Source organism: Geodermatophilus sp. SYSU D00663 (assembly GCF_054050655.1).
On record NZ_JBJGZT010000015.1, the window covers coordinates 26,855 to 48,113 of the forward strand.

Below are 21,259 nucleotides of genomic sequence, written 5' to 3' on the forward strand. Positions count from 1 at the left end.
GCGGGCCGGGACCCTGCGAGGGGGCCAGGGGCACCCAGCGGACTCCCAGGCAGGTCACCGGGCCCGGTCAGGGACGGCGGTCAGCCTGGGGGCACGTCACCCGGAGGTGCCCCGTGCTCACGCTCGCCCTGCTCGTCGCCCTGTTCCTGACCATGACCCTGGCCGACCTCGCGCCCGGCCTGCTCCCCGACGGGCCCGGACCCGCCGGGGTCGCCCCGATCCGCTGAGACCTCAGCCCGGTTGCAGCCCGGCCAGCGGGGACTCGTCGCAGGCCTTGGCCGGGACGGCGGGCATGCCCAGCAGCGTGGGCTGGCCGCGGACCGGGCCGGTGTGCGAGTGGTCGAGGTGGCTCCTGGGCGTGACCAGGTCGAGGTCGCGGGCGGCCAGCGCGGTCTCGCCGTACCCCTGCACGCACTCGGGGTCCGGGCCGTCCAGCGGCAGGCCGGTGAAGAACTTGGCCGCCATGCAGCCGCCGCGGCAGGCGTCGAAGTGCGCGCACCTGGTGCAGGCGCCGCCGGTCTGCGGGCTGCGCAGCTCGGCGAACAGCTCGGACTGCTGCCAGACCCGCTGGAAGCCGCCCTCGCCCCGGACGTTGCCGGCGAGGAACTGCTCGTGGATGGCGAACGGGCAGGCGTAGACGTCGCCGACCGGGTCGATCAGGCACACCACCCGCCCGGCGCCGCACAGGTTCAGCCCCGGCAGGGCCTCGCCGTAGGCGGACAGGTGGAAGAACGAGTCGCCGGTGAGCACCCGGTCGCCGTTGGCCAGCAGCCAGGCGTAGAGCTCGCGCTGCTGGGCCTGGGTGGGGTGCAGCTGGTCCCAGACGTCGGCGCCGCGGCCCGACGGGCGCAGCCGGGTGATCCGCAGCTGGGCGCCGTAGCGGTCGGTGAGCGCCCTGAACTCGTCGAGCTGGGAGACGTTCTCCCGCGTCACGACGACGGAGACCTTGAAGTCCTCCATCCCGGCCTCGGCCAGGTTCTCCAACGCGCGCACGGCGGTGGCGAACGAGCCGGTGCCGCGGACCCGGTCGTTGACCTCCGCGGTGGCGCCGTCGAGGGAGATCTGCACGTCGACGTAGTCGGTGGCCGCCAGCTGCTCGGCGCGTGCCCTGTCCAGCTTCACGCCGTTGGTGGAGAACTTGACCCCGACGTCGTGGCCGATGGCGTAGTCCAGCAGGTGCCAGAAGTCCGGCCGCACGGTCGGCTCGCCGCCGCCGACGTTGACGTAGAAGACCTGCATCCGCTGCAGCTCGTCGATCACCGCCTCGGCCTCGGCGGTCGTGAGCTCCCGGGGGTCGCGCCGCCCCGAGGAGGACAGGCAGTGCACGCACGCCAGGTTGCAGGCGTAGGTGAGCTCCCAGGTCAGGCAGATCGGGGCGTCCAGGCCGTACTCGAACTGGTCGACCAGGCGCCCACCGGTGGGGCGGGTGGCCGGCGCTGCGGGCCGCTGGGGGACGACGGCGGTCATGCGCGCACCTCGATCATCTGGGAACGGGCGAGGTCGGCCAGCGCCTTCACGTAGGCGGGTCGCTGGGCCTCGGGGACGCCGCACGCCACGAGGGCGGCGTCGGCGCTGGGGTGGTCGGCGAGGGTCTCCACCACGCTGACCAGCGTCTTCGACTTGAGGAAGGACAGCTTCCGGTTGCCGAAGTGGTACACCAGCGCCCCGAACGGCTCCGGCCGCAGCGCCACCGACCGGGCGCGCCGCCAGGGTCGGGCCGGGTCGAAGGCGTCCGCGGCCGGAGCGGCGGGGATCACGGGACCGGTCGGCTCAGTAGACGCCGCACATGCCGTCGATGGAGACCTCCTCGACGAGGGACTCCTCGACCAGCGCCTCCTCGGCTCCCGCCTCGCGAGTGGCCGCCTGGGCCACGTCCTGGGTCTCGGTCTGGGCGGTCGTCTCGGGCATGCGGAGCCTCCGGAGGACGGCGGGACGGGATGCGGGGGACGTTAGAGACACCGGGTGCCACCGGCAAGCGAGGGGGTGGGCCGCCGGCCGGCGAGGGGCTGACCGGCGCGGCCGGGTGGGACAGGATGGGCGCGTGAGCCCGCCGACGATCACCGCCGTCCCGCCGGCCGTGGGCGACGGCCTCGGCAGCACCCGCGCCCGGATCGAGCGTGCGGCCCTGGAGCTGTTCACCGCCGAGGGCTTCGAGCAGGTGACCATCGAGGAGATCGCCGCCGCCGCGGGCACCAGCCGGCGCACCTTCTTCCGCCACGTGGGCGGCAAGGCCGACGCCGTGTGGGGCGACTTCGCCGGCCACGTGTCCCGGCTGGCCGCCCTGCTGGACGCCGCCGGCGACGACGTCCCGGTGCTGCCCGCCGTGTTCGGCGCCTACGTCGAGGTCAACGACTACGCCGAGGCCGACCTCCCGGTGCTGCGCCAGCGGATGCGGCTGATCCTCACCGAGCCGGCGCTGCTGGCGCACTCGCAGCTGCGCTACGCCGAGGTCGACGAGGCGGTGGCGCGCTACGTCGCCCGCCGCCGCGGCCAGGACCCCGCCGACCTGCTCCCCCGCCTGGTCGCCACCGCGACCCGCGCGGCGGCCACCACCGCGTTCGAGGTGTGGCTGACCGGCGGCGACGGCTCCCTCGCCGAGGTGCTGCGCACGGCGTTCGCCCAGCTGGCGGAGGGCTTCCCCGACCTGCGCTGAGGGAGGTGTCAGAGCGCGGCGCGCAGACCCTCGAGCAGGCGGTCGACGTCGGCGTCGTCGCTGTAGGGCGCCAGCCCGACCCGCAGGCCACCGGCGTCGCCGAGCCCCAGCCGCCGGGACGCCTCGATCGCGTAGAAGTTCCCCGCCGGGGCGTTCACCCGCCGCTCGGCCAGCGCGCGGGAGACCTCCGCGGCCGGCCGGTCGGCGAAGGTGAGCAGCAGGGTCGGCGTCCGGTGCCGGGCGCGGGACCACAGCGTGACGCCCGGCAGCTCCGCGATCCCCTCCTCGATCCGCTCGCGCAGCCGGTCCTCGTGCGCCTCGACGGCGGCCATCCCGGCGGTCAGCCGGGCGCGCCGGTCGCCCCCGGGGCCGCCCAGGGCGGCGAGGTAGTCGACGGCCGCGGTGGTCCCGGCCAGCAGCTCGTAGGGCAGCGTGCCGAGCTCGAACCGCTCCGGGACGGCGTCGGTCGAGGGGAGGAGCTTGTCCGGGTGCAGCGTCTCCAGCAGCGCCGGCGCGGCGGTGACGCAGCCCAGGTGCGGGCCGAGGAACTTGTACGGCGAGCAGGCGTAGAGGTCGGCGCCGAGCGCGGCGACGTCGACCGGCGCGTGCGCGGTGAGGTGCACGCCGTCGACGTAGGTGAGCGCCCCGGCGTCGTGGGCCAGCGCGGTGAGCGCCGCGACGTCGGGCCGGGTGCCGATGAGGTTCGAGGCGCCGGTGACCGCGACCAGGCGGGTGCGGTCCGACAGCACCGCGCGCAGCGCCCCGGCGGTCAGCTCGCCGGTGTCCGGGTCCAGGTCGGCCCAGCGGACGGTGGCCCCGCGGGCGGCGGCGGCCTGCACCCACGGCCGGACGTTGGCGTCGTGGTCCAGGCGGGTGACGACGACCTCGTCGCCGGGGCCCCAGGAGGCGGCCAGCGTGCGGGAGAGGTCGTAGGTCAGCTGGGTCATCGAGCGGCCGAAGACGACGCCGCCCGGGTCCCCGCCCACCAGGTCCGCGACGGCGGCGCGGGCGGCCAGGACGACGTCGTCGGCGTTGCGCTCGGCCTCGGTCAGCCGGCCGCGGTTGGCGATCGGGGAGCCGAGGGTGGCCGCCACGGCGTGCGCGACCTGGCGCGGCACCTGCGAGCCGCCCGGCCCGTCGAAGTGGGCGGCCCCGGCACGCAGGGCCGGGAAGTCCGCGCGGACGGCGGCGACGTCGTAGGCGGTGCTCGCGGCTGAGGTCACCCCCGCAGCATGCCCGCCACGGCCGCCGCTCCCGCGACGGGACCGGCGATCCCGTCGCTCACGGGCTCGTGGCGCGGCCCCGCACAGGGCGGCTCGCGCCGCCCACCGGCGGGCCGCCGGGTGGCGGTCCTCCCGACGCCGCGATGCGGTCCAGCTCCTCGACGTCCGCGGGGCCGAGTGCCACGTCGCCCGCCGCGAGGAGGTCCTCCAGCTCGTCGACCGAGGTGGCGCTCGGGACGACCAGCACGTTCGGGGAACGGGCCAGCAGCCACGCGATGGCCACCTGCACGGGGGCCACCCCGAACCGCCGGGCGACGGCGTCCAGGGCCGCCGCCTGCGCCGGGCCCATCTCCCCCACCGGGAAGAACGACGTGTAGGAGACCCCCTCCAGCGCGGTGTAGGCGATCCCGTCCCGGGCCAGGTCGTCGACCAGGGCGTCGTCGGTGCGGTGGATCAGGTTGTAGTGGTTCTGCACGCAGGCCAGCGGCGCGATGCCGCGGGCCTCGGCGACCTGCCGGGTGGTGACGTGGCTGATGCCGAGCTCACGGACCAGCCCCTCCTGCCGCAGCCGGTCCAGCGCCTCGAGCGGCTCCCCGAGCGGGCGCTCCGCGGGTTCCCCGAGGCCCGGCATCCGCAGGTTGGCGACGTGCAGCGCGTCGAGCCCGAGGTGCTCGAGGTCCTCCTCCACCGACCGGCGCAGTTCGCCCGGCGTCAGCGCCTCGTCCCAGCCGCCGTCCGGCGTCCGGCGGGCGCCGACCCTGGTGGCGATGACCAGGTCCTCGGGGTAGGGGTGCAACGCCTCGCGGATCAGGTCGTTCACCACGTGCGGCCCGTAGAGGCCGCTGGTGTCGACGTGGTCGACACCCCGTTCGACGGCCCGGCGCAGGACGGCGAGCGCCCTGCCCCGATCGGCCGGGGGGCCGGTGATCCGTGGCCCGGTGAGCTTCATGCCGCCGAACCCCACGCGGTGCACCGCCCGGCCTCCGAGGAGGACCCGTCCGGCCCTCGTCGTGGTGGTCCTCATGCCCCGCGAAGCTAGGGTCGGCCGGACGCCGGCCGACACGGCCCGAGGGCGCCGCCCGGCGCGTCCGTCACGGGTCGTGGAACGGGATCGGGCGTGTCGTGGACCGCTCCGAGCGTGTCACTGGCGTGTCGCCGGCGTGTCACCGCGAGGCCGGCGCACGGGGACCGCCGCGTCGGGGCGGTGCGAGACTCCCCGGGTGACCACCTCGCTGACGCACTCGGACTCGGTCGTCGTCGCCGCCTCCCCGGAGGAGGTCTACGACCTGGTCAGCGACGTGACCCGCACCGGCGAGTGGAGCCCGGTCTGCGCCGCCTGCTGGTGGGACGAGGGCGCGACGGGCGCGGTGGGCGACTGGTTCACCGGCCGCAACGTCACCCCGGAGCGCACCTGGGAGAGCCGCAGCCAGGTGGTGGCGGCCGACCGCGGCCGGGAGTTCGCCTGGCTCGTCGGCGGCCGGTTGGTCCGCTGGGGCTACCTGATGGAGCCGGTCGACGGCGGCACCCGGCTGACCGAGACGTGGGAGTTCCTGCCCGCCGGTCAGGAGTTCTTCGCGGAGCGCTACGGCGAGGACGCGCAGCGCCAGATCGAGCAGCGCACCCGCGCCGCGCACGAGGGCATCCCCGCGACGCTGGCCGCCGTCAAGCGGATCGCGGAGCACGCCTGATCCGGTGCCCTCCCGCGGGAGGGCACCGGACCGAGCGCGTCAGTCGGGGCAGAGCGACGTCCCGTACCGGCAGGCCACGACGTCGGGCGTGTCCACGGGACGTCCGGCGTCGACGGCGTGCGCCAGCCGGATGAAGCCCGCGTGGCTCCAGGACAGCGGCGTCGCGGAGAACGTCGGCTCCCCCGGCACGAACTCCGTCCCCTCCGCCGACGGCGGCTGGTCGTCCCACACCTGCTCGGCGAGGAAGGAGGAGGCGTCGTCGGCCGAGCGGGCCATCGTGTCCAGCCGCTCCTGGGCACTCGCGGCGGCGTCGCCACCGAGAGCCAGCTCGTACTCCCCCCGCTCACCAGTGAGCAGCGGCCAACCACGGCCGATCGTCTCCCGCGAACCCGGGTCCACCGACTCCCACTGGGTGCCGTCGGCCTTCTCCCCGTACCCGTCGAAGCTCGACCGGTGCCAGAACCGGCCGTTGGCCGTGTCGTAGGCCAGCTGCTCGTCGATCAGCCGCAGGGTGTTCACCACGACCGGGTCGTCGGCCGGCACGATGCCCAGCCGGACCAGGTCGAGGAAGCTCGGGTCGAGCACCTCCCGCTGGTCGACCAGCGGGCCGCCGTCGGCGATCTGGATCTGCGTGCCGGCGTCGGCGTCCCCGTCGGCGGTGATGCGGAGGTAGTACGGCTCGGGCGACAGCGGGCCGGTGGTCGTCACCGTCCACTCCGCCAGACCGGCCCGCCACCCGTCGGCCGTGGCCAGGTAGGTGTCGGCGCGGGCGTCGTCGCCGTTGCCGCGGGCGATCTCGGCCGCGGTCACCAGGCCGGCGATCTCGGCCGCGATGGTGTTCGGCGACCACCCGCTCAGGTTCTCCCACCGCTCCTGCTCGGTGGCCGGCCCCTCGGCCACCAGGAAGTCCGCCGAGAGCCGCACCCGCTCCCAGTCCTCCGGGCCCGTCCGGCCGAGCTGCCAGGCGAGCACGATCGGCAGGGCGACCTCGTCCATCTGCAGCCCGCCGAAGACCGCCTCGCCGTCGAGGCGCGCGTTCTGCGGGAACGACCCGTCGGGACGCTGCTGCACCGTCCACAGGTGGTCCAGGGCGCGCTCGGCGGCCGCCTCGTCGCCCATCGCGATCAGGGCGGTCGCGTGCTGGTACAGGTCGCGGGACCAGACCTCGTGGTAGACGGGGAAGTGCTGCAGCTCGTCCGCCCAGGCCCACGGCTTGCCCGGGGAGGCGATGAACCCGCCGCGGAAGGTCTTGTCCTCACTGGCCGCGACGACCATGGCGGACACGTCGTACTCCGTGCGCCACCGCTCGGCGCTGGCCGGCACGGGCGCCAGGCCGTCGAGGTAGTCGTGCCAGCCTGCGGTGTAGGCGGCCAGGGCGTCGTCGAAGCCGCGGTCCAGCGCCCGGTCGGCGGCCTGCGCGGCGTCGTCCTCCGTCGTCCCGAAGCCGAGGGTGAGGGTGAGTCGCTGCCCGCCGCCGGTGCCGGTGAGGCCGGTGCGGCCGATCTGCACCACGTTGCCGGGGGTCGGCGTGTCCCACCTGTCGTCGAGGACGAAGTCGTCGCGCAGGTCCGACCAGCCGTCGCTGCGCTCGAGGTAGCCGCTGGAGGTGTCGGTGAGGCCGCCCGAGACGGTGACGGCGCTGCTCAGCGCGCCGTCGGTCGCCAGCAGCCGCCCGTCGGCGGAGCGGCCGGTGTCGTCGTTGGCGTTGAGCCCCAGGCCCACGTCGTGGAGCAGGTAGACCTGGTACGGCTGACCGTCCAGGGACTCGAAGCGGACGTCGACGAGCACCGCGGACCGGTCGGGGTCGGTGGTGTAGGTCTTGGTGATCCGGTAGCGGCCGCTCTGCGCGGTGTTGACCTGGCGGTAGACCAGGGCCCGCGGGTCGACCAGCTCGACGACGGAGTCGGTGGCCTCGTCCTCCCGCTCGGCGAAGGTGGCGCCGTCGGTGACGACGAACTGGGTGTCCCGGGAGCTCGGCGTGTCGATCCGCGGGGCGTAGACCTCGCTGAGCGTGCCGTCGTTCAGCGTGTACCAGACCGTGCTGTCGAGGGCGCCGATCGCCGTCCCGAAGCCGTCCTTGTCCCCCGGCGACCAGGTCGCCGCCTCCCCGGGGTACCCGGGCGCCGCGTCCGCCGCCTGCGCCGACGCGGGGACGACCACACCCAGCACGAGGACGCCGGCGACCACTGCGCCGCCGACCACCGGCCGCCTCCCGGACCCCCTCGGCCGTGCCGCTCCGCGGAGGCGCCTGCGGCGCGGCGGGGTGTCGGGCAGGTCGTACGGGCTCACCGGCTGTCCTCCGTCCCGGAGCCGGCCGGTGGAGCGCCGCCGTCGTGGTGCCGCGGCCGGCCGGGCACGACCGGCCCCCGTCCGGCCGTCGTCGTGTGGTGTGCACCACACCGTAGGAGAGCCGGGGTGGCCACGACCACCGGCCGGACCGCACGCACTCCCGCGGAGACGCCCGGGGCGTCTGCGCGGGAGTGCACGGCCGGCTCAGCGGCCGAGGATCCCGCCGATCGCGCCGCCGAGGCCGCCGCCCTGGCCGCCACCGCCGCTGATCATCTTGATCAGGTCGCCCGGGTCCAGCCCGAGCTTCTGCAGGATCCCGGCGTGCTGGTCGGTGTCGACCTGGCCGGGCAGGTCCTGGTCGGCCTGCTGCGCCTTGGCGTCGTCGCCCTGGGAACGCAGCAGCTGGAGGATCTGGTCCTTGTCGATCTGCATGACGCCCCGCTACCCACTCACCCCGCGGCTCGCACCACCCGGTCGGGCCGGACGACGGCGAAGCGGGCCCGTCCCGCCCGCAGCCACGCGGTGAGCGCGCCGTCGACGTCGTCGAGCTCGGCGCGCCGGCCGGCCGCGGTGACCGCCACGCGCCCCGGCGCCGCCAGCGCCACGACCGCGGTGCCGGCACCCAGGACGTCGTCGAGCCGGCACTCCCGCCCGCCGGCGCGGACGCGCGCCCGCGGCACGAGGGTCCCGGCCAGCCGCCGACCGGCCGGGCCGCGCCGCTCGACCAGCGGCCCGGCGCGCAGCGCGGGCGTGCGGCTGTCGGTGGCGTAGGCGGCCAGCGCCGGCACGCCCGCGACCGCGGCGAGCACGGCCCGCCGCACCGGCACCGCGCCCGCTCCCCCGCCGGTCATCAGCCGCCCGACCACCGCCGCGAGCCGGACCAGCGCCCGGGCGTGCGGCTCCCGCTCGGCGCGGTGGGTGTCGAGCAGCTCCTCACCCGCGGCGCCGGTGACGACGGCGGCCACCTTCCAGGACAGCTGGTGCACGTCGCGCAGGCCGAGCCCCAGGCCCTGGCCGACGAACGGCGGGGTGAGGTGGGCGGCGTCCCCGGCCAGCAGCACGCGGCCGCGCCGCCAGCGGTCGGCCACCTGCGCCCGGTAGACGTACTCGGCCGCGCGGACCACCTCGGCGTCCTGCGCCCCGAACGGCGCGAGCAGGGCGGGCAGCGCGGCGCCGGTGAGGTCCGCGGCCGTCTCGCCGGGCCGCAGCCGCGCCTCGAAGCGGTAGCGGTCCCCGCTGACCGGCATGAACGTCGCCGCGCGGTCCGGGTCGCACACCTGGTGCACGCCCGGCCACACCGGCAGCGGCACCCGCGCGCGCAGGTCCACGACCAGCCAGCGGTCGGGCCGGCCGAGGTCGCGCATCCGCGCGCCCACCAGGCCCCGGACGGTGCTGTTCGCCCCGTCGCACCCGAGCACGGCCGAGGCGACGACGTCGCGACGCCGCCCCGTGGCCCGCTCCAGCACGGTCACCGCGACGGAGCAGTCCGCCTCCGCGAGCCCGACGACCTCCTCGCCGCCGCGCAGCTCGACGCCCGGGGTGTCGCGCACCGCGGCGCGCAGCAGCCGCTCCAGGTCGGGCTGGTGGAACATCGACGCCTGGGGCCAGCCGTGCCGCCCGGCGTCCCCGGCGCGGTGGAACTCGGCGAGCGTGCGGTGCCGCGCGTCGAGCAGCCGCAGCCCCGCCATCGGCCGGCTGACCTCGAGGAACGCCTCGACGACGCCGGCGTCGGCCAGCACCCGCAGCGCCTCGTCGTCGAGGTGCACCGCGCGCGGCAGCCCGTACGGGCGGGGCTGGCGGTCGAGCAGCAGGACGGGCAGGCCGCGCCGGGCGAGCAGCAGCGCGGCGGTCGTGCCCACCGGCCCGGCGCCGACCACCACGACAGGCGGGATGACCGGCTGCGACGACACGCCGCCCAGTGTCGCCGACCGCGCCGGGTCCGGGCTGGCACAGTGGCCCGGCGATGGCCCCGACAGACGCCCCCGCGCCGCCGGCCGGGCGGCGCCGGCCCGGCCGGACGCGCGGGGACCGCCGGCGCGCACTCGCCGGCGGGCTGGGGCAGACGCTGGTCACCGCCGGCGTCGTGCTGCTGCTGTTCGTGGTCTACGAGCTGTGGGTGACCGACCTGTTCTCCGCGCGCGACCAGGACCGGCTCTCCGACCGGTTGCGGACCGAGTGGTCCGCCGAGCCGCCCGTCTCCGGGGTGCCCACCGTCCCCGCGCAGGTCCCGGTGGGCGAGCCGTTCGCGGTGCTGCACGTCCCCCGGCTGGGCGCGGACTGGTCGCGCGTCGTCCTCGAGGGGACCAGCGAGGACCAGCTGTCCCAGGGACCGGGCCACTACGCCGGGACGGCGATGCCCGGGGCGCCCGGCAACGTCGCGCTCGCCGGGCACCGGGTGGGCCGGGGCTCGCCGTTCCTCGACCTGGACCGGCTGCGGCCGGGCGACCCGGTCGTCGTCGAGGTGGCCGACGGGTGGTTCACCTACCGCGTGCTCGGCGACGCCTCCGGGGACCTGACGGCGCAGGACCCCAACGGCGTCCCCGGACAGCGGATCGTGACGCCGGCCGACGTCGACGTCATCGCCCCGGTCCCCGGGGGTGCCGCCGACGCCGCGCCCGCCGGGTCCTACCTGACGATCACCACCTGCCACCCGCGGTACTCGGCGCGGCAGCGGCTGGTGGTGCACGCCGTCCTCGACGGCCCGGGCGTGACCCGGGCGGACGCACCCGACGGGCCGCCGGCCCTGACCGAGGGCTGAGGAGGACCCCCGTGTACCGCTGGATCTGGCGACACCTGCCCGGGGGGACGGCGACCCGTTCGGTGCTGTCCCTTTTGCTCGCGCTCGCCGCGGCGGCGCTGCTGCTGTTCGTCGTCTTCCCCTGGGTGGAGCCGCACCTGCCGTTCACCGCGGTGACCGTCGACCCGGGCCGCTGAGCGGGACGTTGCAGTCCGTTGCGGTCCCTTGACGGCACCCGGTGCCGCGGTGAGTCTGTGGCCCGGCGCACACTCCAGCGGGGTGCGCCCACCAGGCTGCCCGCCGACGACGGCGGGCCGGACGGAGAGGACACCGGGTGAAGACCAAGGGCGCGATCCTGTGGGGCGTCGGCGAGGAGTGGTCGATCGAGGAGATCGAGCTGGGTGACCCGAAGGAGGGCGAGGTCCAGGTCCAGCTGGCCGCCTCCGGGCTGTGCCACAGCGACGAGCACCTCGTCACCGGCGGCACCCCGGTCGCGTTCTACCCGGTCATCGGCGGGCACGAGGGCTCCGGCGTCGTCACGAAGGTCGGCCCCGGTGTGACGGGCCTGCAGGAGGGCGACCACGTCGTCACGGCCTTCATCCCCGCCTGCGGCCAGTGCCCGCCGTGTTCCAAGGGCATGCAGAACCTCTGCGACCTCGGCGCCAACCTGCTGGCCGGCACCTCGATCTCCGACGGCAGCTACCGCATCCAGGCGCGCGGCCAGGACGTCATCCCGATGTGCCTGCTCGGCACGTTCTCGCCGTACATCACCGTGCACCAGGCGTCGGTCGTGAAGATCGAGCCCGACATCCCGCTGGAGATCGCCGCGCTGGTCGGCTGCGGCGTCACCACCGGCTGGGGCTCGGCCACCAGGGTCGCGGACGTGCGGCCGGGCGAGAACGTCGTCGTCATGGGCGCCGGCGGCGTCGGCATGAACGCCGTGCAGGGCGCGGCGGCGGCCGGCGCGAAGCGGGTCATGGTCATCGAGCCGGTGGCGAAGAAGCGCGAGTGGGCGATGGACCTCGGCGCCACGCACGTGTTCGAGTCGGCCGAGGAGGCCACCGAGAAGGTCAACGAGCTGACCTGGGGCCGGATGGCGGACAAGACGATCATCACGGTCGGCGACATCCAGGGCGAGGACGTCCAGACCGCGCTCAGCCTCACCGGCAAGGGCGGCCGCGCCGTCGTCACCGGCATGGGCAACGCCGCCAACACCGACGTCAAGCTCAGCCTGTTCGAGCTCACCCTGCTGCAGAAGGACCTGCAGGGCGCCATCTTCGGCGGCCTGGCCCCGCGGGCGGCGATCCCCGAGCTGCTCAGCCTCTACCAGGAGGGCCAGCTCAAGCTCGACGAGCTGGCCACCACGAAGTACAAGCTCGAGGACATCAACCAGGGCTACCAGGACATGCGCGACGGCAAGAACATCCGCGGGATGGTCGTCTACGGCGACTCCGACCGCTGATCCGGTCCCCGTGCCCGCCGGCGTCCGCGGCGGGCACGGGGAGCGCCGCCGCGGCCCGGCCCGCGCACCCGTCTGGCGGCCGTCGTCCGCGCTCGGGGGCTGGGCCCCGTCCCGCAGGTCCCGGTGATCGTCGTCTGCGGGCACGCGACACGGGCGGACACGCCGGGTGCCCGTGCGCGCATCCGGTGGTCGACCGGCGCGCGGCCGCGCTCAGCCCAGCAGGCGGGTGAGGGCGGGGCCGAGGTCGCGGACGGTGCGCACCATCTGCGCCGTCCCCGCACCCCGCGCGGCCAGCGAGCGCGCCGCCGTCTCCGCCTCGGGGGTGGGCAGCGGACAGAGCACGTGCAGCCGGTCGATGCCCGCGAGCGCGGTCTCGGGCGGGTCGCCGGTGGTGTGCAGGCAGTCCGACAGCAGCACGACCACGCGCTCGTCGGCGACCTCGGCGGCCAGCTGCAGCCGGGCTGCCCGCAGCGCGCCGGCGACGTCGGTCATCCCGTGCCCGCGCAGGCCCAGCAGGTGGGTGACGACGTCCTCCGCCGCCCGCCGCTGCCCCTGGCGCTGCACGACGTCGACGTCCCGGCCGAAGGTGATCAGGCTGGTCCGCAGCCGCTCGTCGCCGGTGAGGACGACGCCGGCCGCCGCCACCGCCGCGATCGCCACGCCGAGCCCGGTCATCGAGCCGGACGTGTCGACGGCGAGGCACACCGCGCGCCGGTGCCCGGTCCACCGCCGCGTGACCAGGTCGCCGGGCTGCAGCGGCGTCCCGACGTCCCAGCGGTCGAGCGTGCGGTCGAGGTCCAGGTCGCCGTCGCCGTGCCGGTCGGGCACCAGCCGCCGGGTGCCGCGGGTGCGCGAGCGGCCCACCCGGCCGACCTGGACGAACACGCGGCCGGCCAGGCGCCGGGCGGCGGCGCGCAGCTCGCGGTCGGTGGCCGCGGCCAGGTCGGTGAGCAGCGCGGCCGCGGCGTCGGCGTCCTGGGCCATCAGCTCGGCGAAGGCCTCCTCGTCGAGCTCGCCGACCTCCGGGCTGACCTCCTCGAACGCGTCGTGGCGGGCGGCCATCTCGCGGCGGCTGGTCTGCCGGCGGGCGCCCCCGCCGCGGCGGTCGCGGCGCGGGGAGGACGAGGGGTCAGCGCCCGCCGGGGACTCCGGCGGGCCTCCGGCTTTTCCCTCGCCACCCCCCTCGGCGGGAGCGGGGGGCTCCTCCTCGTCCGGCGGTGGCGGCCCGTCCGGCGGCCAGACGCCGTCGAGGATCTCGTCGATGACGGCCTCGGGGGTGCGCTCGACGCCCTCGGCGACCCGGATGCGGCCCGACAGGGCGGCGTGCGCGGCGTCGCGGGTGGTCTCGCGGGCGCCGTCGGCCCCCAGCCCGGACTGCCCGCGCACGTCCAGCAGCCCGCCGAGCAGCAGCACCAGGTCCGTGGCACCGCGCACCGACGAGCCCATCCGGACGTCGCGGTGCACCCGCGAGGCCCGCACCAGCCGGACGGCGAGCCCGATCAGCGACGGCGGCGCGCCCGTCACCGCGGCGACGATGGCCCGCTCCGCGGCGGCGTCCTGGTAGCCGAGGACGACGCGGCACATGCGGTCGGCGATCGCCTGCCCGACGCGGGCGGTGCCGATGGCGTCGAACGGGTTCATCGCCGCGATCAGCCGGAAGCCGGCGGCCGCCCGCACGTGGCCGAGCCGCGGCACGGTGATCTCGCCCTCGGTGAGCACCGTGATGAGGACGTTGAGCGTCTCCTCCGGGATCCGGTTGAGCTCCTCGAGGTACAGCAGCCCCGAGCCGCGCATCGCCGTCAGCAGCGGCCCGTCGGTGAAGCTGCCGGGCACGTACCCCTCGGCCAGGACGGCGGCCGGGTCGTACTGGCCGATCAGCCGGGCCGGCGTCAGCTCGGCGTTGCCCTCGACGAACACGACCTCCTGGCCGGCCTCGGCGGCGACGGTCCGCAGCAGCGTCGACTTGCCGGTGCCCGGCGGGCCCTCGAGGACGACGTGCCGGTTGGTGAGCAGCGCGACGGTGAGCACCTCGCGCTCGCGGCGCAGCCCGATGACCGGGTGCGGCACGGTCGGCGTCACGCGGCTCCCCTCTGAGCACGGCGGTGGCTGTGAGGCAGGTTACGGACGGGGCCGCGGCAGCACGCGGTGGGCCTCCCCGGCGCGGGCCGGGTCGAGCGGGACGGCGCTGGTGAGGACGGCGGGACCGAGCCGCAGGACGCCGTCGGTCAGCGGGGCGCAGCGGACCCCGCCGCGGCCGCGCATCCCCCGGTGCGCGCCGGGCGCGAGCACGGTGTCCAGCCAGGCGCACGGGTTGGCCGGCCGCCCGCCGCGCAGGACGACGACACCCTCCCCGCAGTCGAGGGCGAACACCGCGCCGCGCAGGGCCTCGACCTCGGCGCCGCGCAGGACGACGTTGCGCCGGGCGAGCAGCGGGTCCAGCGGGCCGGCGCCGAGCTCGGCGGCCAGCGCCTCGACCGACTCGGCGGCGAGCACGGTGACGGCGGCGTCGCGGTGCGCGGGCCGGCCGGCGTAGCGGTCGCCGACGATGCCGTGTCCGGCGCGCACCTCCACCCGCTCGGCCCGGTCGCCGTCCTGCGGCGGGACGACGCCGCCGGGTCGCCCGTCGTACCGGTGCACCGGCGAGACGAGCAGCCCCACCACCTCCACGTCGTAGGTGTACGGGCGGTCGGCGTCCAGCGGGTCGACGCTCAGCGGTCGACCAGCCCGTACTCCCGGGCCTCCTCCGCCGACAGCAGCCGGCCGGCGCGCATGTCGGCGGCGACCTGCTCGACGTCACGACCGGTCGCCCCGGCCAGCCGCTCCTGCAGCCGCCGCAGCCGCCGGGCGTGCTCGGCGGCGACGGCCTCGACGTCCCGGCCGAGGCCGCTGCCCGGCGCCCGCGGCTCGGTCAGCTGGAACAGGGCGTGGGTCCCGGCGGTGCGCCGGTCGGCCACCGCGAGCACGGCCACCGCGGCGCCGGTGATCGTGCCGAGGCAGGTGACGTGCACCGGCGCGCCCATGAGGTCGATCGCGTCGACGAGGACCAGGGCGGCGTCCAGGTCGGCGCTCACACCCGACAGCCGCAGCTGGACCGGGCCGTCGCCGTCGGCGTCGAGCAGCGCCAGCTCGGCGACCGCCCGGTTGACCGCGTCGGCGTCGAGCTCGCCGGACAGCGTCACCATGCGGTGCTCGACCAGCCGCTCGGCCAGCCAGTCGGGCGAGCCGACGACGACGGACATCGTCGTCGCGCCCTGCCCGGGGACGGCGGGCGGCCGGGGCGGCGGCTGCCACGGGCTGCGCGGGGAGTCGGGCGGCGGCAGCGGGAACGGGGGCTCCGGCGGGAGGGGTGGCCAGGTGCCTGGGGGACGGGTCACGGGAACTCCTCGGACGTGCGGACCTGCCAGTCGACGGTGCGGCCCAGGGCGGCCGCGTAGCGCTCCAGCGTCGACAGCCGCGCGTCCAGCTCCCCGCTCTCCAGGCGGGCGACGGCGGACTGCGACGTCCCCATGCGCGCCGCGACCTGCGTCTGGCTCAGCTCGCTCTCCCGGCGCAGCCGGACCAGCTCCTCGATCAGCCCGCGCCGGCGCTCACCCCGGTCCTCCAGGCCGGGGAAGCGGCTGCGGTGCGGCGGCGGCATACCAGGAACGGTATACCTCTTCCGCTATGTCCACGTCCCTCAGCGCTCGGCGGTGTGGTGGATCGGCCCCGCGGTGCCGCTCAGCCGCTCGCCCGTGCCGCCCCAGCGCCCGGCGATGATCTCCGCGGCGATCGAGACGGCGGTCTCCTCGGGCGTGCGGGCCCCCAGGTCCAGGCCGATCGGCGAGGACAGCCGGGCCAGCTCGGCCTCGGACAGCCCCGCCTCGCGCAGCCGCTCGAGCCGCTCGTCGTGCGTGCGCCGCGAGCCCATCGCGCCCACGTAGGCCACCGGCAGCCGCAGCGCCACCTCCAGCAGCGGGACGTCGAACTTCGGGTCGTGGGTGAGCACGCACAGCACGGTGCGCTCGTCGATGCGCCCGGCGTCGACCTCGGCCTGCAGGTAGCGGTGCGGCCACTCGACGACGACCTCGTGCGCGTCGGGGAAGCGGCGGGCGGTGGCGAACACCGGCCGGGCGTCGCACACGGTCACCCGGTAGCCGAGGAACGCCCCGACGCGGGCGACGGCGGCCGCGAAGTCGATGGCGCCGAACACGACCATCCGCGCCGGCGGGGCGAAGGAGGAGACGAACAGCGTCAGCTCGTCGCCGCGCCGCTCGCCGTCGTGGCCGTAGGTCAGCGTGCCGGTGCGGCCGGCGGCGAGCATGCCGCGCGCGTCGTCGGCGACGGCGTCGTCGAGGCGCTGCAGGCCGAGCGTGCCGGAGGACCGGTCGGGCCAGAGCACCAGCCGCCGGCCGATGCGGTCCTCGGGCCCGCGCACGCAGGTGACGACGGCGACCGGCTCGTGCCGGCCCACCGACTCGGCGATCTCCCCCAGCTCGGGGAACGACTCGCGCGAGACCGGCTCGACGAACACGTCGAGGATCCCGCCGCAGGTCAGCCCGACGGCGAACGCGTCGTCGTCGCTGACGCCGTAGCGCTCCAGCGTCGGGACGCCGGACTCGACGACGTCCCGCGCCTCCTCGTACACCGCCCCCTCGACGCAGCCGCCGGACACGCTGCCGACCGCCGTCCCGTCGGGACCGACCAGCATGGCCGCCCCGGCCGGCCGCGGCGCGGACCGCCAGGTGGCGACCACCGTCCCCATCCCGACCGTCTCGCCGGCCTGCCACCAGCCGACCAGGTCGTCCAGCACCTCACGCACGCGAGATCACCCCTGAAAGCTCCTCGAAGGCGGCCAGGCTGTGGCCGGACACGAACGCGTCGACCGACGGCAGCGCCGCCTGCATCCCACCGGTCAGCGGCTCGTAGCCGGCCCGGCCCTTGTGCGGGTTCACCCAGACGACGGCGTGCGCGAGCCGGCGCAGCCGCGCCATCTGCTCGCGCAGCAGGTCGGGGCTGCCCCGCTCCCACCCGTCGCTGCACACCACGACGACGGCGCCGCGGGCGGTCCCGCGCTGCCCCCACCGGTCCAGGAACGCCTTGAGCACCTCGCCCAGCCGCGTGCCGCCGGACCAGTCGGGGATCGCGCCGCCGCTGGCCGCCAGCGCCCGGTCGGGGTCGCGCAGCCGCATCTCGCGGGTCACCCGGGTCAGCCGGGTGCCGATGGTGAACACCTCGGTCGAGGCCGGCCGGGCGCGCACCGCGGCGTGGGCGAAGCGCAGCAGCGCGTCGGCGTAGGGGCTCATCGAGCCGGAGACGTCGACCAGCAGCACCACCCGCCGCGGCCGCGGCCGGGCCCGCCGGTGCAGCAGCCGGGTGACCTCGCCGCCGTCGCGCAGCGCCCGCCGCACCGTGCGCGCCGGGTGCACCGCGCCGTGCGGGGCAGGCCGGCGGCGGCGGGCCGGGCGCATGGGCGCCGCGGGGCGGACCAGCGCGAACAGCCGCCGCAGGTGCTCGCGCTCGGCCGGCGTCAGGTCGGCGACGTCGCGGTGCCGCAGCACCTCCTCGGCCGAGGCGGCGACGGCGAGGTCCGAGGGCGCCTCGCCCTCCTCACCGGGACCGCCGCCCTGCTCCAGGGGCGCGGTGGCGGCGGTCCTGGGCGGCGCGCTCGTCGCCGGCGTCGACCGGCGGGGGACCTCGCCGCCGAAGTACGCGGCGAACGCGGCGTCGTAGCGGTCGAGGTCGTCCGGACCCGAGCACAGCGTCAGCCGCCCGGCCCAGTAGACGGCGGTGGCGTCGAGGACGTCGAGCACCGCCACCGCCGACAGCATCGCCTCGACCCGGTCCGGGGAGGCGGCCACCCCGGCGGCGCGCAGCGTCCGGGCGAACCCCAGGACGGTGGCCACGACGTGGTGACGTGCTGGAACGGCCCCGTCCGGAGGCTCGCGCCGAGCGTGCGAGGCGTGAGGGGGACGGGGTCCTTCACCCGCCACCGAACAGCGCTCCGCGGGCCAGCGCGTGCACCCGGTCGGTGTCCTCGCGGTACTTGAGCACCGCGCCGAGGGTGCGGGCGGCGAGGTCGGGGTCCAGGTCGCGGGCGCCGAGGGCGTGCAGCGCGGTGGCCCAGTCCATCGCCTCGGCGACGCCCGGCGGCTTGAGCAGGTCCAGCGTCCGCAGCTTCCCGGTCGCCCGGGCCACCTCGCGGGCCAGCTGCTCGGTGACCTCGGGCAGCCGGGCGCGCAGGATGGCGACCTCGCGGTCGAAGTCGGGGTGCTGCAGCCAGTGGTAGAGGCAGCGGCGCTTGAGCGCGTCGTGCACCTCGCGGGTGCGGTTGGAGGTCAGCACCACCAGCGGCGGCACCTCGGCGCGCACGGTGCCGAGCTCCGGGATGGAGATGGTGAAGTCCGACAGCACCTCGAGCAGGAAGGCCTCGAACTCGTCGTCGGCGCGGTCGACCTCGTCGACCAGCAGCACGCTCGGGGAGTCCTCCAGCGCCTGCAGCAGGGGGCGGGCGAGCAGGAACCGGCGGTCGTAGAGCGAGGCCTCGAGCGCCTCGGTGTCGCCGGTGGCGTGCGCGGCCTCGGCGGCGCGCAGGTGCAGCAGCTGGCGGCCGAAGTCCCAGTCGTAGAGCGCCTGGCTGGCCTCCAGGCCCTCGTAGCACTGCAGGCGGTACAGCGGGCGGCCGGTGACCTCGGCCAGCGCCCGGGCCAGGGCGGTCTTGCCGACGCCGGCCTCGCCCTCGAGGAACAGCGGGCGGCGCATGACCAGCGCCAGGTAGGCGGCGGTGGCCAGGCCCTCGTCGGGGAGGTAGCCGGTCGAGCGGAGCGCCGCGGCCAGCTCGTCGGGTCCGCCGGGCAGGGCGTCGGTCCCGGGGAGCTCGGTCGTGGTCTCGGTCACGCCGCCGAGCATCCCACCTGCGCAGGCGGGCGACACGCCGCGGCCCCGGTGCCCGCAACCGTTGCAGACGCCACGGTGGCCGGCCGGGAGTCGTCGTCTCCGGCCGGCCACCGCCGTCTGGTGCGCCCGGTCAGGACCGGGCCGTGGTGCTGTTACCGGTTCAGCGACCGATCTTGCCGTCGTTGTCGCGGTCCAGGGCGTCCTTGGCCTTCTGCACGAGGCCGCGGTCGTCCCCGGTGGTGCCGGTGGTCGTCCCGGTCGTGGTGCCGGCGACGCCCGTGGTGCCGCCGTCGACCTCGATCTCCTCGCGGCGCACCTGGTCGGAGACGGTCTCCTGCTCGGTCACCGTCTGGGTGTCGAGGCGGACGCGCTCGACCGGCGTGGCCTCCTTGGACACGACGGGGCGCTCGGCGTGCAGGACGACCTCGTGCTCCTCCTCGGAGATGGCCGGCCCGTCCATCGCGTTGCCGATGTTGGCGTCGGTGATGGGCTCGCGCTCGACCCGCACCTCCTCGTGGGACACGGGGACGGTCTGGCTCACGTTCTCCGTGACGACGTACTTCCGCAGCCGCGCCCGGCCGGCCTCGACGCGCTGGGTGCCCACCTCGAGGTGCTCCTCGGAGCGGGTCATGGCGTTGTCGGTCGTCGGGCCGGAGACGTCGTGGCCCACGGTGCCGCGGGTCTCGAGGTCGTCGCGCACGCCGTCGCGGTCACGGTCGGTCGCCATCCCGACGGTGCCGGTGCCGGCCGTCGTCAGGTCCTGCTGCGACCGGTCCTGGTCCAGCGAGTAGGTGCCGGCGGTGCCGACGTCCGTCGTGGTCTGCGAGGTGGTCTGCGCCGTGGTCTGCGTCGTGGTCTGCGTGCCCGAGCCGAAGCCGAGGCCGTAGTACCGGTACAGCTCCTGCTCCTCCTGCGGGGACAGGTGCCCGTCGGTGTCGATCTTCGGGGCGTCCTTGACCTGGGCCTTGCTGACGCGTACGCGCAGGCCGTCGTTGGTCAGGTCGGCGTCCCGCAGCGGGACGAAGGACTCCTTGGTGCCGAACAGCCCGGTGCGCACCGTGGCCCACTCCGGCTGACCGGTCTCGTCGTCGAGGTAGACCTCGGAGGCCGAGCCGATCTTCTCGCCGGCCTCGTCGTAGACGTCCTGTCCGATCACGCGGCTGATGGTGTCGGTGCTGATCATCGTCGCTCTCGCTCCCATCTGAGCTGTGGTGTGACGGTCGGTTAGATGGGTGACCGGGCTCGGCGCGGCGAAACGACGGAGATCGAGTGCGACGCTTCGGTGGCTGAGCGTGCACCGCCCCGCCCGAGCGGCCCCGGCGGCGGGACGGCCGTTTCCGCTGGTCACCGCGGTGTTCCGATGAGCTGGCGCGTCGTCGACCGATCGCGACGTCCCGTGACGTTCCGCGATCGGCACGACCTCGGGCGTGTCGCGGCCTTCCTCACACACGGCCCGCTCGGCGCGTCTGCGGGCCTCATCCGCGGTCATCGGCTCTCCTGGGACCCGTGCCGCCGCGTTCCCCCTACGACAACCTGGTGCACCCCCGCACGGTCAAGAAGCCGCCGCCACAGGTGGCCGCCGAACGCGACCTCGTCGTCGAGGACCCCAGCTCGGGGTTCGTCGGCGCCGTCGTGCGCTGCGAGAAGGACGTCGTCCACCTCGAGGACCGGTTCGGGAAGGTCCGCGCCTACCCGCTCGGCCCCGGCTTCTGGGTCGACGGCCGTCCGGTGGTGCTCGTGCGCCCGACGCCGAAGGGCCCGGTGACGCCGACCCGCAGCGCCTCGGGCTCGACCTACGTGGCCGGTGCGCGCGCCCGCGTCGCCCGCGAGGGCCGCATCTACGTCGAGGGCAAGCACGACGCCGAGCTGGTCGAGAAGGTGTGGGGCCACGACCTGCGCATCGAGGGCGTCGTCGTGGAGCCGCTGCACGGCGTCGACGACCTGCCCGGCATCGTCCGCGAGTTCCGTCCCGGGCAGGGCCGGCGGCTCGGCGTGCTGGTCGACCACCTGGTGCGCGGGTCGAAGGAGTCGCGGATCGCCGAGCAGGTGACCGGGCAGCACGCGCTCGTCGTCGGCCACCCGTTCGTCGACGTCTGGCAGGCGGTCAAGCCCTCCGTCGTCGGCATCCGCGCCTGGCCGGAGGTCCCGAGGGGCGAGGACTGGAAGACCGGCGTCTGCCGCCGCCTGGGCTGGGAGGACGACACCGGCTACGTGTGGGCCCAGCGCATCCTGGCCCGCGTGCGGACCTGGACCGACCTCGAGCCCGCGCTCATCGGCCGCGTCGAGGAGCTCATCGACTTCGTCACGACGGACTGAGGAAGGACCCTCCTGCCC

At 76.0% G+C, this 21,259-nt stretch carries 22 protein-coding genes; 6 read left to right on the plus strand and 16 right to left on the minus strand.

The annotated features are described in order from the left end of the window. Window positions 1-231: 231 nt before the first annotated feature. The 3 genes from mftC to mftA are packed head-to-tail and all read right to left on the minus strand — an operon-like array spanning window position 232 to window position 1,908. On the minus strand, window positions 232-1,467 hold the full coding sequence (gene mftC / locus ACI79Z_RS13270) for a mycofactocin radical SAM maturase (protein WP_387991642.1): 1,236 nt from the start codon (window positions 1,465-1,467) through the stop codon (window positions 232-234). Further along, entirely contained in the window at window positions 1,464-1,757 is a 294-nt protein-coding gene (gene mftB, locus ACI79Z_RS13275) for a mycofactocin biosynthesis chaperone MftB (protein ID WP_387991645.1), read from the minus strand. The genes mftC and mftB overlap by 4 nt, the downstream gene beginning before the upstream one ends. A 13-nt stretch (window positions 1,758-1,770) precedes the next feature. After that, on the minus strand, window positions 1,771-1,908 hold the full coding sequence (gene mftA, locus ACI79Z_RS13280; RefSeq protein ID WP_387991648.1) for a mycofactocin precursor MftA: 138 nt from the start codon (window positions 1,906-1,908) through the stop codon (window positions 1,771-1,773). Window positions 1,909-2,041: 133 nt separating this feature from the next. On the opposite strand from mftA, the gene mftR reads away from it, so the two are divergent. Further along, window positions 2,042-2,653: a mycofactocin system transcriptional regulator gene (mftR, locus tag ACI79Z_RS13285; RefSeq protein WP_456902895.1), complete on the plus strand. Its 612-nt coding sequence runs from the start codon at window positions 2,042-2,044 to the stop codon at window positions 2,651-2,653. An 8-nt stretch (window positions 2,654-2,661) separates the two neighbouring features. On the opposite strand, the gene ACI79Z_RS13290 is transcribed toward mftR, so the two are convergent. After that, entirely contained in the window at window positions 2,662-3,876 is a 1,215-nt protein-coding gene (locus tag ACI79Z_RS13290; RefSeq protein WP_456902896.1) for a cysteine desulfurase-like protein, read from the minus strand. Window positions 3,877-3,934: 58 nt separating this feature from the next. Beyond that, window positions 3,935-4,900: an oxidoreductase gene (locus ACI79Z_RS13295; protein WP_456902897.1), complete on the minus strand. Its 966-nt coding sequence runs from the start codon at window positions 4,898-4,900 to the stop codon at window positions 3,935-3,937. A gap of 196 nt (window positions 4,901-5,096) precedes the next feature. Between ACI79Z_RS13295 and ACI79Z_RS13300 the strand changes: the two genes are divergently transcribed. Continuing rightward, entirely contained in the window at window positions 5,097-5,564 is a 468-nt protein-coding gene (locus ACI79Z_RS13300) for an SRPBCC family protein (RefSeq protein WP_456902898.1), read from the plus strand. Between the two features lie 39 nt (window positions 5,565-5,603). On the opposite strand, the gene ACI79Z_RS13305 is transcribed toward ACI79Z_RS13300, so the two are convergent. The 3 genes from ACI79Z_RS13305 to ACI79Z_RS13315 form a co-directional block, all read right to left on the minus strand. Next, a complete protein-coding gene (locus ACI79Z_RS13305; RefSeq protein ID WP_456902899.1) occupies window positions 5,604-7,766 on the minus strand; it encodes a glycoside hydrolase family 15 protein in 2,163 nt (720 codons plus the stop codon). A gap of 291 nt (window positions 7,767-8,057) precedes the next feature. Beyond that, complete coding sequence (locus tag ACI79Z_RS13310) at window positions 8,058-8,285, minus strand: hypothetical protein (protein WP_387991665.1); 228 nt, start codon at window positions 8,283-8,285, stop codon at window positions 8,058-8,060. Between the two features lie 17 nt (window positions 8,286-8,302). After that, complete coding sequence (locus ACI79Z_RS13315) at window positions 8,303-9,763, minus strand: bifunctional 3-(3-hydroxy-phenyl)propionate/3-hydroxycinnamic acid hydroxylase (RefSeq protein ID WP_456902900.1); 1,461 nt, start codon at window positions 9,761-9,763, stop codon at window positions 8,303-8,305. Window positions 9,764-9,816: 53 nt separating this feature from the next. On the opposite strand from ACI79Z_RS13315, the gene ACI79Z_RS13320 reads away from it, so the two are divergent. The 3 genes from ACI79Z_RS13320 to ACI79Z_RS13330 all read left to right on the plus strand — a co-directional run bounded on the left by ACI79Z_RS13320 (window position 9,817) and on the right by ACI79Z_RS13330 (window position 12,052). Next, complete coding sequence (locus ACI79Z_RS13320) at window positions 9,817-10,611, plus strand: class E sortase (protein ID WP_456902901.1); 795 nt, start codon at window positions 9,817-9,819, stop codon at window positions 10,609-10,611. Between the two features lie 11 nt (window positions 10,612-10,622). Further along, window positions 10,623-10,787 carry a hypothetical protein gene (locus ACI79Z_RS13325; protein ID WP_456902902.1) on the plus strand — a complete coding sequence of 55 codons (165 nt, stop codon included), beginning with the start codon at window positions 10,623-10,625 and terminating at the stop codon, window positions 10,785-10,787. A gap of 137 nt (window positions 10,788-10,924) precedes the next feature. Further along, window positions 10,925-12,052 (plus strand): NDMA-dependent alcohol dehydrogenase, encoded by a 1,128-nt coding sequence (locus tag ACI79Z_RS13330; RefSeq protein ID WP_387991677.1) that lies wholly within the window; start codon window positions 10,925-10,927, stop codon window positions 12,050-12,052. Between the two features lie 210 nt (window positions 12,053-12,262). Here ACI79Z_RS13330 and ACI79Z_RS13335 read toward each other — a convergent pair whose 3' ends face one another. From ACI79Z_RS13335 to ACI79Z_RS13370, 8 genes are all read right to left on the minus strand, one after another. Then, entirely contained in the window at window positions 12,263-14,131 is a 1,869-nt protein-coding gene (locus ACI79Z_RS13335) for an AAA family ATPase (RefSeq protein WP_456902903.1), read from the minus strand. 39 nt (window positions 14,132-14,170) lie between these two features. Next, a complete protein-coding gene (locus ACI79Z_RS13340; RefSeq protein WP_387991683.1) occupies window positions 14,171-14,719 on the minus strand; it encodes an MOSC domain-containing protein in 549 nt (182 codons plus the stop codon). 41 nt (window positions 14,720-14,760) lie between these two features. After that, window positions 14,761-15,426, minus strand: a complete 666-nt coding sequence (locus ACI79Z_RS13345) for an ATP-dependent Clp protease proteolytic subunit (protein ID WP_387991686.1) — start codon at window positions 15,424-15,426, stop codon at window positions 14,761-14,763. Then, window positions 15,423-15,689, minus strand: a complete 267-nt coding sequence (locus ACI79Z_RS13350) for a helix-turn-helix domain-containing protein (RefSeq protein WP_456902904.1) — start codon at window positions 15,687-15,689, stop codon at window positions 15,423-15,425. The genes ACI79Z_RS13345 and ACI79Z_RS13350 overlap by 4 nt, the downstream gene beginning before the upstream one ends. A gap of 39 nt (window positions 15,690-15,728) precedes the next feature. Beyond that, window positions 15,729-16,850: an XdhC family protein gene (locus ACI79Z_RS13355; protein WP_387991691.1), complete on the minus strand. Its 1,122-nt coding sequence runs from the start codon at window positions 16,848-16,850 to the stop codon at window positions 15,729-15,731. Next, the gene (locus ACI79Z_RS13360; protein ID WP_387991694.1) at window positions 16,843-17,934 is read right to left on the minus strand and encodes a vWA domain-containing protein; all 1,092 of its coding nucleotides are present in this window, start codon (window positions 17,932-17,934) and stop codon (window positions 16,843-16,845) included. Before ACI79Z_RS13360 ends, ACI79Z_RS13355 begins: the two co-directional genes overlap by 8 nt. A gap of 76 nt (window positions 17,935-18,010) precedes the next feature. Then, window positions 18,011-18,925: an AAA family ATPase gene (locus ACI79Z_RS13365; RefSeq protein ID WP_387991697.1), complete on the minus strand. Its 915-nt coding sequence runs from the start codon at window positions 18,923-18,925 to the stop codon at window positions 18,011-18,013. 160 nt (window positions 18,926-19,085) lie between these two features. Continuing rightward, on the minus strand, window positions 19,086-20,081 hold the full coding sequence (locus ACI79Z_RS13370; protein ID WP_456902905.1) for a PRC and DUF2382 domain-containing protein: 996 nt from the start codon (window positions 20,079-20,081) through the stop codon (window positions 19,086-19,088). A 350-nt stretch (window positions 20,082-20,431) separates the two neighbouring features. Between ACI79Z_RS13370 and ACI79Z_RS13375 the strand changes: the two genes are divergently transcribed. Beyond that, window positions 20,432-21,241 carry a DUF3097 domain-containing protein gene (locus ACI79Z_RS13375; protein WP_387991703.1) on the plus strand — a complete coding sequence of 270 codons (810 nt, stop codon included), beginning with the start codon at window positions 20,432-20,434 and terminating at the stop codon, window positions 21,239-21,241. The last annotated feature ends 18 nt before the right edge of the window (window positions 21,242-21,259 follow it).

Coding starts and splice junctions, on each gene's coding strand:
- mftC (WP_387991642.1), bottom strand. CDS start 1,467: ATGACCGCCGTCGTCCCCCAGCGGCCCGCAGCGCCGGCCACCCGCCCC.
- mftA (WP_387991648.1), bottom strand. CDS start 1,908: ATGCCCGAGACGACCGCCCAGACCGAGACCCAGGACGTGGCCCAGGCG.
- ACI79Z_RS13295 (WP_456902897.1), bottom strand. CDS start 4,900: ATGAGGACCACCACGACGAGGGCCGGACGGGTCCTCCTCGGAGGCCGG.
- ACI79Z_RS13310 (WP_387991665.1), bottom strand. CDS start 8,285: ATGCAGATCGACAAGGACCAGATCCTCCAGCTGCTGCGTTCCCAGGGC.
- ACI79Z_RS13320 (WP_456902901.1), top strand. CDS start 9,817: ATGGCCCCGACAGACGCCCCCGCGCCGCCGGCCGGGCGGCGCCGGCCC.
- ACI79Z_RS13350 (WP_456902904.1), bottom strand. CDS start 15,689: ATGCCGCCGCCGCACCGCAGCCGCTTCCCCGGCCTGGAGGACCGGGGT.